Origin of the sequence: Pseudomonas sp. IT-P176, from assembly GCF_949767245.1 — a bacterium.
Lineage (GTDB): Bacteria > Pseudomonadota > Gammaproteobacteria > Pseudomonadales > Pseudomonadaceae > Aquipseudomonas.
In genome coordinates this window covers 59327-72864 of record NZ_CATKPN010000038.1, presented here as the reverse complement: position 1 = coordinate 72864, position 13538 = coordinate 59327, and the positions used below count along the sequence as shown (strand labels likewise).

General features: G+C 64.0%; 11 protein-coding genes. 5 read left to right on the top strand and 6 right to left on the bottom strand.

What is annotated here, in order from left to right:
- Window positions 1–19: 19 nt before the first annotated feature.
- Both ACM6IP_RS10315 and ACM6IP_RS10310 read right to left on the bottom strand, forming a co-directional pair.
- A complete protein-coding gene (locus tag ACM6IP_RS10315; protein ID WP_414861436.1) occupies window positions 20–1765 on the bottom strand; it encodes a hydantoinase B/oxoprolinase family protein in 1746 nt (581 codons plus the stop codon).
- A 545-nt stretch (window positions 1766–2310) separates the two neighbouring features.
- Complete coding sequence (locus ACM6IP_RS10310) at window positions 2311–2595, bottom strand: hypothetical protein (protein WP_159996271.1); 285 nt, start codon at window positions 2593–2595, stop codon at window positions 2311–2313.
- A 193-nt stretch (window positions 2596–2788) separates the two neighbouring features.
- Here ACM6IP_RS10310 and ACM6IP_RS10305 point away from each other — a divergent pair, with 193 nt between their 5' ends.
- Entirely contained in the window at window positions 2789–3376 is a 588-nt protein-coding gene (locus tag ACM6IP_RS10305) for a LysE family translocator (protein WP_401127786.1), read from the top strand.
- A gap of 3 nt (window positions 3377–3379) precedes the next feature.
- Here ACM6IP_RS10305 and ACM6IP_RS10300 read toward each other — a convergent pair whose 3' ends face one another.
- The 4 genes from ACM6IP_RS10300 to ACM6IP_RS10285 all read right to left on the bottom strand — a co-directional run bounded on the left by ACM6IP_RS10300 (window position 3380) and on the right by ACM6IP_RS10285 (window position 8472).
- Window positions 3380–4213 (bottom strand): helix-turn-helix domain-containing protein, encoded by an 834-nt coding sequence (locus ACM6IP_RS10300; RefSeq protein ID WP_414861435.1) that lies wholly within the window; start codon window positions 4211–4213, stop codon window positions 3380–3382.
- 148 nt (window positions 4214–4361) lie between these two features.
- On the bottom strand, window positions 4362–6842 hold the full coding sequence (locus tag ACM6IP_RS10295) for a TonB-dependent siderophore receptor (protein ID WP_401127782.1): 2481 nt from the start codon (window positions 6840–6842) through the stop codon (window positions 4362–4364).
- 112 nt (window positions 6843–6954) lie between these two features.
- Window positions 6955–7941 (bottom strand): FecR domain-containing protein, encoded by a 987-nt coding sequence (locus ACM6IP_RS10290; protein WP_414861434.1) that lies wholly within the window; start codon window positions 7939–7941, stop codon window positions 6955–6957.
- 6 nt (window positions 7942–7947) lie between these two features.
- On the bottom strand, window positions 7948–8472 hold the full coding sequence (locus ACM6IP_RS10285) for a sigma-70 family RNA polymerase sigma factor (protein ID WP_095168708.1): 525 nt from the start codon (window positions 8470–8472) through the stop codon (window positions 7948–7950).
- A 358-nt stretch (window positions 8473–8830) separates the two neighbouring features.
- Here ACM6IP_RS10285 and ACM6IP_RS10280 point away from each other — a divergent pair, with 358 nt between their 5' ends.
- From ACM6IP_RS10280 to ACM6IP_RS10265, 4 genes are all read left to right on the top strand, one after another.
- Window positions 8831–9985 (top strand): NnrS family protein, encoded by a 1155-nt coding sequence (locus tag ACM6IP_RS10280; protein WP_414861433.1) that lies wholly within the window; start codon window positions 8831–8833, stop codon window positions 9983–9985.
- A gap of 159 nt (window positions 9986–10144) precedes the next feature.
- Window positions 10145–10606 carry a (2Fe-2S)-binding protein gene (locus tag ACM6IP_RS10275; protein WP_095168710.1) on the top strand — a complete coding sequence of 154 codons (462 nt, stop codon included), beginning with the start codon at window positions 10145–10147 and terminating at the stop codon, window positions 10604–10606.
- A gap of 2 nt (window positions 10607–10608) precedes the next feature.
- The gene (locus ACM6IP_RS10270; RefSeq protein WP_414861432.1) at window positions 10609–12777 is read left to right on the top strand and encodes a molybdopterin cofactor-binding domain-containing protein; all 2169 of its coding nucleotides are present in this window, start codon (window positions 10609–10611) and stop codon (window positions 12775–12777) included.
- Between the two features lies 1 nt (window position 12778).
- Complete coding sequence (locus ACM6IP_RS10265) at window positions 12779–13357, top strand: hypothetical protein (RefSeq protein WP_414861431.1); 579 nt, start codon at window positions 12779–12781, stop codon at window positions 13355–13357.
- Window positions 13358–13538: the final 181 nt, after the last annotated feature.

Below are 13538 nucleotides of genomic sequence, written 5' to 3'. Positions count from 1 at the left end.
GCTCAAGGGGCTGGCGTGATCAGTGCGCGGTGCGCAGGGCATGGGTCGCGGCGTCGTCGACCTGGCCGTTGCCGTCGATGGCCACGCCGTATTCGCGACGCGCGCCTTCAAGCGACACCAGGCCGTTGCGCACGTCCTCGAGCACACTGCTCACAGGTCGGCGCAACGGGTTGCCGTAGCCGCCACCGCCGGGGTTGATGTTGATCACCCGTTCGCCGGGCTGGGCCGTCAGTTGTGCGTTGTAGGTGAAGTGGTCTTCTGCGTCATCGACCTTGCGGTGGATCAGCCGCCCCAGTTTCGGTTCCAGCAGGACGTTGCTGGCACCCGCCGCACCCGCCGTGGGCAGTTGCCGGCCTTCACCGAAGCCGACCACCGTCATCGGGTGGTCCAGCGGTTCGATTTCGATACGGGTGCCTGAGCCACCACGAAATTCACCGGCGCCACCGCTGTCGGTCATCAGGCTGTAGCGGTGGATCAGGATCGGGTAGGAGTACTCGAGCAACTCGATGTCACCGGACATCAGCGCGCCGAAGCAGCACAGCGGCCCGCACGCCGGCCAACCGTCCATGGCCTGGTTGGCACCCGCGCCGGAGATGATCGAGGCGAGGACCATGGTCACGTATTCGGCGTTGCCATTGCGTGGGTCATGGCCGGCAATGTTGATCCCGCTGGCGTGGCCCCAGGACGCGGTGACCCGCTCTGGCGCGGCTTGTTCCAGGGCCTGGCGTACCGCATCGGCGAGGGTTTCCATCGGCGTGGTGGTGCTGTTGACGTGGGGCGCCGGTTCGGAGGCGTTGCACAGGGTGCCGGGTGGCCCGAGGTCGACCGACACGCAGCGGTACAAGCCTTCGTTATAGGGCGGCGGTACCTGGGCAAACATCATCAGCCCCAGGTACACCCCCGACACCGAGTTGCCGGCATAGGAGTTGATGAAGTACGGCACCTGCGGCGGGCTTTCGATCAGCACGTGGGCCTCGTCGCCGCGAATCTCCACCCGCGCGGTGATCGCCAGTTCGCCCAGGCCGTGGCCGGAGTCTTCCAGTACCGCGGTGCCGCTGTAGAAACCGTCGGGGACTTCACGCAGCAGCGCACGCATGTGCCGGTCGGCCATGTCCTTGAGCTCGGCGATACAGGCCCGCACCTGCTCCACGCCATAGCGCTCGAGCAGTTGCAGCAGGTGCCGCTCGCCGACGGTGCAGGCGCCGAATTGGGCGTTGAGGTCACCTTCCTGATAGGCCCGGGCGCGCATGTTGGTCAGCAGCAGGTTGATCACGTCCTCGCGGCGCTTGCCCTGGGACCAGAGCTTGACCGGCGGAATGCGCAGGCCTTCGGCGTAGATCTCCTTGGCGTCGGGGTTATAGCCGGCGGGCACAGGGCCACCGATGTCGGTCAGGTGGCCTTTGCAGACGGCCCAGAACACCAGTTCGCCTTGGTAGAACACCGGTTTGTACATGCAGCAGTCGAGGATGTGGCTGCCTTTGTAGGCCGGGTCGTTGTGGTAAATCACATCGCCTTCGAGGATGTCGTCGCCGAAGAAGCCGGCGACGCATTTCATGGCCGGGATGAGGGAGCCGAGGTGGATGGGGATGTCCTGGCCTTGCAGGATCATTTCCGGAAGATGATCGAACAGGGCATTGGAATAGTCGTGAGCGAGGTTGAAAACGCTCGAGCGACCGGTTTTTTCCAGGGTCAGGGTCATTTCCCGCTGCGCAGTCTCGAGCGCGCCGCGCACCACCGCCAGGGTGATCGGATCTACTGTACTCATGGGTCACCAGGGGTCTTGTTGTTATTGAGGTTGGAGCGCATATCGCGTCGTTCGCCTACGCCACCAAGCTACGCCGACGCGCGGGTGGCTGGCTTGTCAGCCAGTGCACTGGGATTTGACGGGGAGGGTACTGGCAACATCGGTGGCGCCTGACATACCGCCATCGCGAGCAGGCTCGCTCCTACACAGGTTTGGTGGGTGTATGCGCAATCTGCGGGCAGTTGAAATCACTGTAGGAGCGAGCCTGCTCGCGATGAGGCCAGCACAGGCAATATCGATGTAGCCTGACACACCGCCATCGCGGGCAAGCCCGCTCCCACAGGTTTTGTGGGTGTATGCGCAATCTGCGGGCAGTTGAAATCACTGTAGGAGCGGGCTTGCCCGCGATCAGGCCAGCACAGGCGACATCTATGGCGCCTGACACACCGCCATCGCGGGCAAGCCCGCTCCCACAGGTTTTGTGGGTGTATGCGCAATCTGCGTGCAGCCGAAATCACTGTAGGAGCGAGCCTGCTCGCGATGCTCGTCAACGATGACGCCGCGCGTTAAACGAACGGCTGGCCGCTGAATCCCCGTGGCAGGCGTTGGCGGCCGGGCAGGTCGCTCAGGCGTTGCAGCCAGGCGGCGCGCCAGTCGAGGGCGGCATGGGCCACCTTGGCCTTGCGGGCGGCGCGGCGGGCGGCGTTGCGCGCTTCTCTGCGGGCGTCCTTGAATGCATCGGTGTTGCGGCAGCTGCGGCATTTGACCCGGGCGAACTCGGTGGTGGAAACCAGGTTCTTGCCGTGATGACCGCAGGCCAGGTGCCCGGCGGTCTTGTAGTGAGTCACCATGGGTGGCCCTCCTTCGTGTGACAGTATCCCCATACAGTTAGTGACAGCGCGCAGCTACCCGGGTTCTGTTCCCTATGGGCCCGCAACCAATTTCTCGGTGGGTGAGTAGTTGGGTGTTTTTCTTCAATACAGGCGTTGGCCGGGCTTTTACCTTGCACCCAGGGATGTTCCCCAGTTGCTGGAGAAAAGTGCAATGAGTCTGATTATGTCCATGGCCGCGTTTGCGCTGGCTGCGTCTATCACGCCGGGGCCGGTGAATATCGTGGCCTTGAGTTCGGGTGCGCAGTATGGCTTTCGTGCCAGTCAGCGGCATGTGCTGGGTGCCACTTTGGGCTTTGTGCTGTTGCTGGTGTTGATGGGGTTGGGGCTGCATGAGTTGCTCAAGCTCTGGCCGGGGTTGACCCGGGTGGTGCAACTGGCCGGGGTGGCATTCCTGTTGTTCATGGCCTGCAAGCTTGCCACCGATGACGGACGCCTGGGCACCGCCGCTGCCGCACAGGCGCCAACCCTGTTCTACGGCGCCTTGATGCAATGGCTCAACCCCAAGGCATGGCTGGCCTGTGTCGCGGGGATGGGGGCGTTTGTCGCGGACGGCGATACGCGACTGGTCTGGCAGTTTGCCGCGGTGTACCTGGTGGTGTGCTATCTGTCGGTGGCCTGTTGGGCCTATGCCGGGACGTTCCTGCGCCAGTACTTGAGCAACGCTGGAGGCCTGCGCCTGTTCAATCGGGTGATGGCGTTGCTGTTGGCGGTAAGTGCCGGCTACCTGCTGTTGCCCTGAGGGTCAGCCGCGATACTGCCCGGGTGTCGCGGCCAGGTGCAGTTTGAACGCCCGCTGGAAATGCGCCTGGTCGGCAAACCCGGCGTCCAGCGCCACGTCGGCGATCAGCCTACCCTGGCGCAATTGCTGGCGGGCGAACTGGATGCGGCGGTTGACCAGGTACGCATGGGGCGTCATGCCGTACTGCTGCTTGAACGCGCGGATCAGGTACGAGGCCGAAAGCTCGGCGGCCGCGCAGATGTCTTCGAGCTTGAGCGCCTGGGTGCAGTGTTCGCGGATGTATTCGGCAGCCCGTTCGAGCTTGCTGTTGGGCTCATCGAGCATGACCTGGGCCGGGTTGAGACGGATCTGCACCTCGGTGAAAAACGCCACCGTGGCGCTGTGCTTCTGCAGGGTGGAGGCCTGGGCATCGAGCAACAGTTCATACAGCTGGTTAAGGCCATCGAACAGCGCGCAGTCGGCGGTATGGGCGCAGGCGAACCGGCGAAAATCCAGCTCGGCAGCAAAGCCCAACTGATGCTGCAGGTCTGTCAGCCAGGGCGTGTCGACATACAACATGAGGTACGACCAAGGTTGATCGTCGATGGGGTTGCAGGCGTGCACGTCGCCAGGGTTCATCAGGACCACGGTGCCGGTTGCCACTTGCCAGGCCCCCTGTTCATGCACGTAGGTGCTGCGTCCGGCAGTGATTGCGCCGATCGAAAAGTGTTCGTGGGAATGGCGGGCGTAGCAGACCTCGCGGCCATCGGCGATGGCGCGGGCTTCGATGAAGGGCAGGGCCGCATCACGCCAGAAGCGCGGGGCTTTGTCGGCATCTTTGGTGATGGCGTGCTTCATCGGTCAACGTCCTTTGGCAGTCCGGTGGGCCAGTGTAATGGCTCGCGACGGCAAAGGCTCGTGGTTGTGGGGGGGGACGATTGTCGGTAGTCAGGCGGGGGAAACCGCACGCTGCCCGGGGAGCGGGCAGCGTGCGGGTGTCACAGGTTTAGAAGTCCCACTTGGTGGTGAGCATCAGGTTGCGTGGCTCGCCGTAGTAGGTGGTGTCGAAGTTACCCAGGCCTGACAGGTACTTCTTGTCGAAGACGTTGTTGGCATTGGCGGTGAAGCTCAGGTGCTCGTTGAACTGGTAGCGGGTCATCAGGTCGACCAGGGAGTAGCCGCCTTGCTTGATCCGGGTGTAGTCACCCACGCTTGAGCTGTAGATGTTGCCGTAGAACGAACTCTGCCAGCTGACGCCGCCGCCGACGGTGACCTTGTCCAGTGCGCCCGGCAGACGGTAGGAGGTGAACGTGCGGAACACGTGCTCCGGCTTGGAGGTGGTCAGCGGATAACCAAAGATCCGTTGCTCATCCTGGTCACGGGTGCGGGCATAGGTGTAGCCGGCCATCAGGTTCCAGCCTTCTTGCAACTCACCGGCCAGCTCCAGCTCGATGCCCTGGGTGGTCGCGCCGTCGATGGCCTTGTAGATGCCTTCGTTGGTGACCGGGTTGGTGCCGATCGACTCGGCGACGTTGTCCTGTTCGATGCGGAACAGGGCCAGGCTGGCGTTCAGCGTGCCGTCCAGGTAGGCGGCCTTGATCCCGGTTTCGTAGCTGTCGCCTTCGACCGGTGCCAGGGTCTTGCCGTCGATGTCCTTGTAGGTCTGCGGTTGGTAGATCGAGGTGTAGCTGGCGTAGACCGAGTAAGTATCGTTGAGGTCATACACGACCCCGGCGTAGGGGGTGACGACCCCGTGTTCCTTGTAGCTGGCGTGGGTGTCGTCAAGGCCCGCGCTTTGGGTGTAGGAATAGTCTTCGTTGTACTTGAAGGTGCTTACGCGACTGCCGAGGATGAACGACAGGTTATCGGTAGGACGCAGACGGGTAGCCAGGTACATGCCGTTCTGGCTTTGGGTGCGCTCGTACTTGCCGTTTTTCGGGAACTCCTGGTACGGCAGGTCGCCGTCCCAGTCATAAATGCTGCCCGGTACCTGGCTGAAGGCACTGGTGTCAAAGGTCGAGCCGGTCTGGCGCGAGTGCGAGGTCATCACGCCGGCCACCAGGTCGTGTTCACGCCCGCCCAGGGTAAACGGCCCCGAGACGTTGGCGTCGGCGGTGTTCTGCACGCGGTGACCTTCCCAACGACCCCAGTACAGGAACATGCCTTCACCGGTAGCACGGTCCGGGCTGCCGCCGCTGGCCGAGGCCAGGCGGGTGTCGTGGTCGGTGGTTTTCTGGTCGAGGCTGACCTTGAACGTCCAGTCGTTGGCCAGGGCCTGTTCCAGGGAGGTGAAGTAGGTGATGTCGTCGAAGTCGCGACGGCTCCAGTCGGCACCCGGGTTGAAGTGCCGTGGGAAGTCGGTGCGGCCGCCGTCGGCGAAGTAGGTCGGGTTACCGGTCCACGAGGTGCCACGCGGGGTCACGCTGGACTTGTCGATGCCGAAGGTCAGCAGGGTGTCGGGGGTCAGGTCGGCTTCGAGGATGCCGTAGAACAGGTCCTTTTTCTGGCTGTAGTGGTCCAGGTAGGAGTTCTTGTCCTGATAGGCGCCGACAAAGCGCCCGCGCACGCTACCGCTGTCATTCAGCGGGCCGGAGATATCACCCTCGGTGCGGTAGGCGTCCCAGGAGCCGGCCGTGCCGCTGACCGAGGCCTTGAATTCCTTGGTCGGTTTCTTGCGGACCAGGTTGACGGTGGCGGAGGGGTCGCCGGAGCCGGTCATCAGGCCGGTTGCGCCCTTGACCACTTCGATGCGGTCCAGGGTGGCGGCGTCGACGTTGGTCGCCGCTTCACCGTAGACGCCGTCATAGGGACGGTTGATGCCATCGTACTGGTAGTTGGTGATGGCAAAGCCGCGGGAGGAAAACTCCATGCGGTCGCTGTCGTAGGCCTGCTGGCTGATGCCTGGGGTATTGCGCAACACATCGCCGACGCTCTGGGCGCCACGGTCGTCCATTTGCTGGCGGGTGATCACGGTCACCGATTGCGGGGTTTCGCGCAGCGACAGCGGCAGTCCGGTGGCGGTGGCGGTCGAGCCGGTGGTGTAGGAGTGCGTATCTTCGGTGGTCGCGCCCAGGCCCTGGCCGGAGATGGTGGTGGCGCCCAGTTCCAGGGTGCCGTCACCCTTGGGGGCTGCTTGCAGGATGTAGCCGCCATTGTCCAGGGCCTGGGCCTGCAGGCCACTGCCTTGCAGCAAGCGCTGCAGGGCTTCGGTTGCGCTGAAGTTACCTTTCAGGCCCGGGCTGCGCTTGCCGCTGGCCAGGTCGTTGTGCCCGGCGAGGAACACCCCACTTTGCTCGGCGTAGCTGTTCAGGGCCGCGACCAGCGAGCCACTGGCGATGCTGTATTGGCGCTTGCTGCTGGACTGTTCGCTGGCGGCGGTTTCAGCGGCATGGGCGACTGCCGGGGCAAGGCTCAGCAGAGCGGCCGGCAGGGCCAGCGCCAGGGGGCGCAAGGCAAATCGAAAACGGGCAGCGACGTGGTGCGGCATGGGGGTCCCTTTGGATCGAGTCGATCGGCAATTGAAGTACTTGTGCAGGGTTATCCGAACGAAAAACGCAAAAGGGAACCGCGAATCAAAATAATTCGTAATTGATTGATCTTTAGCTTCTGGCGTTGACGTTGACCCACCACGGCATGGGCTTTTCCACCGCGATTGGCAGCGCGGCGGCCAGCAGGCGCAGGGCCTGGTCGGTGTCCTTGAGCGGGAAGGAGCCCATCACCGGCATCTGCGCGACGGCCGGGTCGCAGGCCAGATGGCCGTGGCGGTAGCGGCTCAGTTCTTCGAGCAACTGGCCCAGGGGCAGGTTGTCCGCCAGCAGCACGCCACGGCGCCAGGCTTCGCGTGCGGGGGAGACCGGGTGTTGAGGCTCGAAGCGATCCTGGCTGAAGGCCATTTGTCGGCCAGCGGGCACTACTTGCACCTGGGCGCTGGCCAGGCGCACCTGGACCGCACCTTCGAACACGCTGAGCAAGGTCCGATCCTGGCCCTGGCGCACACTGAAGCGCGTACCCAGGGCGTGTAGCAGGCCCTGGTCGGTGTGCACACGCAACGGCCTGAGGGCGTCCTTGGCGGTGTCGATCAGGATTTCGCCGAGTCGTAGATTGAGCAGCCGCTGGTGGCTGTCGAAGCGTACATCCAGCGCGCTCAAGGCGTTGAGCCAGACCTGGCTGCCATCGCTGAGCCGGGTTTCGCGTATTTCACCGGTGCCGGTGGAGAGGTCGGCGCTCCAGCGCTCCAGGGTGGCGGGCAGCGGGGTCTGGCGCCAGGCACCGAAGCCCAGCAGGCTGCCCGAGGTCAGGATCAACAACGACTTGAGGGTCTGGCGCCGCGTGACGCTGGTGCGTCCGGAACCGCGCAAGACCTTGCTCGCCGCTTGGGTGTCGGTGTCGCCCTGCAGTGGCGCAAAGCGCTCGCCGACCCGCTGCACATACCGCCAGGCATCCTGATGTTCGCCGCTCTGGGCCAGCCAGGCTTGCCAGCGCAGGCGCTCCTGCTCGCCGACCTGTTGGTCGTTGAGTTGCACGTACCAATGGGCCGCTTGTTGCAGGCTGGCGTGACTGAGTTTGTTCAAGGCAGGGGTGGGCAAGGGCGGTTACTCGATCAGCAGGCCGTCGAGTTCGGCCTCGAGAATGGCGCAGTGCATCAGGGCCTGGGCCAGGTACTTCTTGACCATACGCTCGGACACGCCGATCTCCAGGCCAATGGCTTTGTAGGGCATGCCGTGCAGTTGCGCGAGGATGAACGCGTCGCTGACCCGCTGCGGCAGGCGCTGCAACATGGCGTCCACTTCGTGCAGGGTTTCGACGATGATCGCCCGTTGCTCGGGAGAGGGTTGCACGGCCTGGGGGCGTTCGCTCAGCGCCTGCAGCCAGGCCTGTTCCAGTTGTCGGCGGCGCCAGTGATCAATGCACAGGCCACGGGCGATGGTCGCCAAGTAGGAGCGCTCATGGACTTCGCCCTGGAACTCCTGCGGGCGCTTGAGCACTCGGATGAAGGTGTCGTGGGCCAGGTCCGCGGCATCGAAGGCGTTGCTCAGGCGACGACGCAGCAGCTCGTACAACCAGCGATGGTGGCTGGTGTAGAGGTTCTGCACGAGTGAGGTTTCGACGACCATCATAAAGAGCGCATTTCCATACGGCGTGATGGCACCAGAGGTGCAAATGGGAATTGGTCGCGATTAAAACAAAAGGTGTGTCAGGGTGCAAATGATATTGGTTTGCTTTTAGGCACTTGATTGCTGCGGCCGACGGTAAATTCGTCCAGGCAGCCGGTTCAAGTAGTCATTATGACGTGCGGTGTGGTCGTTATGACCTGAATGGTGTGCAGTCAATATGACTCTCAAGCTGTCAAGGCCAGGGTTTGCCGGAGGTTGAAGCTGGCACGGGACTTGATAGCTATCAGCTACAACTGACGGATTAGGGAGTGACGAACAATGTTCGGCAGCAATCTATGGCTGATAGACGGGGTGGCCTGACATGCCTTCGATCAAGGATGTTCCCCTGTGGAGCTTGGGTTTTCGCCCGTTTTTTCTTGCCGGCGCCGGGTTTGCCTGTGTCGCGCTGGCGATCTGGAGTCTGTGGTTGTACGGGCGCTTGCCGGCGGCCCAGCCCCTGGGCGGCATGGTCGCCTGGCATCGGCACGAAATGCCCTTTGGTTTTGCCACGGCGATCATTGCCGGATTCCTGCTGACGGCGGTCCCCAACTGGACCGGCCGCCGCGGGGTGTGCGGCTGGCCGCTGCTGGGCCTGGTGCTGGTATGGCTGCTGGCTCGCCTGGCCTGGCTGCTGCCGATCGACGCGAGTGCCTTGCTGGTGCTGCAACTGCCGTTCCTGCCGTTACTGGCACTGTTGCTTGGACGGGACCTGATCGCGGCGCGTAAAACCGAGAACTACCCGATCCTGTTGATGATCGGCTTGTTGGCCGGTTGTCAGTGGCTGACGCTGTGGGGCATGGCCCACGAGGACCTGGCCTGGCAGCGCCGTGGGGTGTTGGCGGCACTGTGGTTGGTGGCGGGGTTGATGAGTGTCATTGGTGGGCGGGTGATTCCCTTCTTTATTCAACGCGGCCTGCAACGCGCGCCAGGTACTCCGGCCAGCCCGCTGCCGACCCGGGTGCTGCTGGTAACCAGCCTGCTGGCGGCGGTGCTGATCGGCATCGGCAGCAACGACCTGCCGCGGCCCGGGCTGGCGGCGCTGTACTTGTTGATCGGTGGACTGCACCTGGCGCGCCTGTGGCGTTGGCATGACCGGGGCATCTGGCGCGTACCACTGCTCTGGTCGCTGTACCTGGCTTATGCCTGGCTGCTGGTGGCCGCGCTGGCCATGGCGCTGTGGCAACTGGGGGTGCTGGCGCAACAGAGCCTGGCCACCCACGCGCTGGCGGTCGGCGGCATCGGCGGCCTGGTGCTGGCGATGATTGCCCGGGTCAGCCTGGGGCATACCGGGCGCCCGCTGCAGCCGCCCAGAGGGGTGGTGCTCGGGTTCGCCCTGGTGATGCTGGCCGGTCTGTCCCGGGTGGTGCTGGTACCGCTCAACAGCCATGGCGTGGGGATTTCAGCGTTGTGCTGGTGCCTGGCGTTCGCCCTGTTTTTGCAGGGTTACACGCGGATTTTAAGCGGGCCCAGGGTGTAGGACGGTTAGATCGGTGCCTGACCGGTGGTCGCGCCAGCCCAATTGCCGGGGGAATTGCGCTTAGCTCAAGGGACAACCACCAGCGCGCGTAGGCACTCGATGCCACAGCGACGCTGACCCAGGACACCGTGAGTCCTGACCGTCCTTGAGGAGATTGCCGTGCTGACGTTCAATATCAATGGCATCGATCAACCCCTGGAAGTGCCCGGCGACATGCCACTGTTGTGGGTGTTGCGCGATGTCGCGCACTTGACCGGGACCAAATTCGGCTGCGGCATGGCGCAATGCGGGGCCTGCACCGTGCATGTCGACGGTGCGCCCTTGCGCTCGTGCATTACCCCGGCTGCGGCAGTGGCCAAGGGGCAGAAGATAGTCACCATCGAAGGCTTGTCCAGCGACGGCTCGCACCCGGTGCAGAGGGCCTGGGCCGAGATCGACGTGGTGCAATGCGGTTACTGCCAGTCTGGGCAGATCATGTCGGCAGTGGCCTTGCTGGCGAAAATTCCCGCGCCGACCGACAGCGATATCGATCAGGCGCTGTCGGGCAACATCTGCCGCTGTGGCACCTACCCGCGTATTCGGGCGGCGATCAAGCGTGCTGCGCAAATCGGGGAGGCCTGAGCATGAGCGTACTCATTGATAGCTCGCGTCGGTCCTTTCTCAAAGGCAGCGCCGTGCTGGGCGCCGGCCTGGTGGTGGGGTTTGTGATCCCCGGGGCCAACCGTTTTGCCCGCGCTGCCACAGCCGCCGATCCTGGCTTTGCGCCCAACGCGTTTTTGCGGATCGCCCCGGACAGCAGCGTCACCATACTGTTGGGGCACTCGGAAATGGGCCAGGGCATCTGGACCGGCCTGACCATGCTGATCGCCGAGGAGCTGGACGCGGATTGGAGCAAGATTCGCGTCGAACACGGCCCGGCATCGGCGGCGTTGTACGGCCTGCCAGCCTTTGGCGGCATGCAGATCACTGGGGGCTCGACTTCGACCTGGATGGAGTTCGACCGCTATCGCCAGGCCGGTGCCGCAGCGCGCCTGATGTTGATCGAGGCTGCCGCCAAGCGCTTCAACGTTGCGCCATCCCAGGTGCGCACTGAGGCGGGAGTGGTAATCGCCGGCGAGCAGCGGGCCAGCTATGGCGAACTGGCCAATGAGGCGGGGCAACTGCCGGTGCCGGATCCGGCGTCGATCAAGCTCAAGCAAGCCAAGGACTGGACCCTGATCGGCAAGCCGACCAAGCGCCTGGACTCCCCGGAAAAAATCACCGGCCAGGCCAAGTTCGGCATGGACGTGCAGTTCGAAGGGTTGCTCACCGCCATGGTCGCCCGTCCACCGGTACTGGGCGGCAGCGTCCGCTCGTTCGACGCCCAGGCCGCGCTGGCGGTGCCGGGAGTGCACAAGGTGCTGCAGGTGCCAACGGGCGTGGCGGTGGTGGCCGATCATTATTGGGCCGCCAAGCTGGGGCGCGATGCGCTGAAAATCGACTGGGACCTGGGTCCCAATGCTGGCCTGGACAGCGTTGCCCTGCTGCAGGGCTTTCGCAAGCTGGCCACCACCGCGGGCACCCCGGCCAGCCAGGCGGGGGATGTCAGCGCGGCGTTGGCCAAGGCGACGAAGACCGTGGATGTCGAGTACAGCGTGCCGTATCTGGCGCATGCGCCGATGGAGCCGCTCAACTGCACGGTACGCATTACCAACCAGCAATGCGAGATCTGGACTGGCACCCAGTTCCAGACCCTGGACCAGATGGTCGCGGCGAAGATCACCGGGCTCAAGCCCGAGCAGGTGGTGATTCATACCGAATTCCTTGGCGGCGGTTTTGGCCGGCGGGCCAACCCGACCTCGGATTTTGTCAGTGAGGCGGTGCAAGTGGCCCACGCCGCCGGAGCGCCGGTGAAAACCGTGTGGTCGCGCGAAGATGACATCCGTGGCGGCTATTACCGCTCGGCCTTCCTGCATCATGCGCGGATCGGCCTGGGGCCGGACGGCTTGCCATTGGCCTGGCAGCATGTGCTGGTGGGCCAGTCGATCATGGCCGGGACCATGTTGGAGGCGAGCATGGTCAAGGACGGCATCGACAAGACTTCGGTCGAAGGGGTGGCGGACAGTCCCTACCTGGTCGGCCTGGCCAATCACCGGGTCGACCTGCACTCACCCAAGACCGGCATCAGCGTGCTGTGGCTGCGTTCGGTGGGGCACACCCACACCGCCTTTGTCATGGAATCCTTGATCGACGAACTGGCCGCAGCGGCGGGCAAGGACCCGGTGGACTACCGGCGGACCTTGCTCAAGGACCATCCACGGCACCTCGGGGTGCTCAACCTGGCCGTGGAAAAAGCCAACTGGCAGGCGCCCTTGCCAGCGGGGCATGCCTTGGGGGTGGCGGTGCACGAGTCCTTTGGCAGTTATGTCGCGCAAGTCAGCGAAGTGTCCCAGGACAACCTGAAAATCCGCGTGCACCGGGTGGTCTGCGCCGTCGATTGCGGGATTGCGGTGAACCCGGCGAGCATTGCCGCGCAGATGGAGTCCTGCATCACTTTCGGCCTGGGTTTCACCTTGCACAGCAAGGTGACCTTCAAGGACGGCCAGGTGGTGCAGTCCAACTACCACGACTACCAGGTGCTGCGACTCAACGAAATGCCCGAGGTACAGGTGCACATCCTGCCCAGCAACGAGAAGCCGGGTGGTATTGGCGAGGCTGGCGTGCCACCCACTGCGCCGGCGGTGGCCAATGCGGTGTACGCGCTGACCGGGCAACGCCTGCGTGAGTTGCCGTTGCAACTGGAGGGGGTGTGAGATGAGACGCCACCTGTTTTTGGCCACGTTGCTGTTGCTCGGGGTGGGCGGCTACACCTCGGACCTGTTCGCCGAAGAGTCGCCGGCGCTGAGCGCATTTGGCACGGTGCAGAAGGTGTTCCAGAGCCCGCGCTGCCAGAACTGCCATATTCCTGGGGATGCGCCTTTGCAGTTCGATGCCGGGCTGACCCACGGGATGAATGTGGTGCGCGGGGTGGAGGGCAAGGGGTCTGCTGGCTTGCCCTGTGCTACTTGTCATGCCGAGTCCAATCCTCCGGCCAGCTATGGCCCCCACGCGCCACCCGGTGCCCCTCACTGGAGCCTGCCACCGGCCGCGCACAAAATGGCCTGGATCGGGCTGCCGGCCGATCAGTTGTGCCAGATGATCAAGGACCGTTCGAGCAACGGCGACCGCGACTTTGCTGCGCTGATCAAGCATGTCAGCGATGACAAGCTGGTGCTTTGGGGCTGGAACCCCGGCGGTAACCGAGCGCCGGTGCCGGTGCCCCATGACGTGTTTGTCAGCCAGTTCAAGCTGTGGGCCGAGGCGGGCGGGCCTTGTCCGGTGGCGGGGAGTTAGGGGACAGGTGAGATCTGCGGTCAGGCAAAAACACTGTGGGAGCGGGCTTGCTCCGGGCGGCGTTCCGACGATGGGGTCAGGGCATTCAACATCGATGGTGCCTGACGCACCGCCATCGCGGGCAAGCCCGCTCCCACCCATGTGTTGGGTGTATGCGAGATCTGCGGGCAGGCAAAAACAC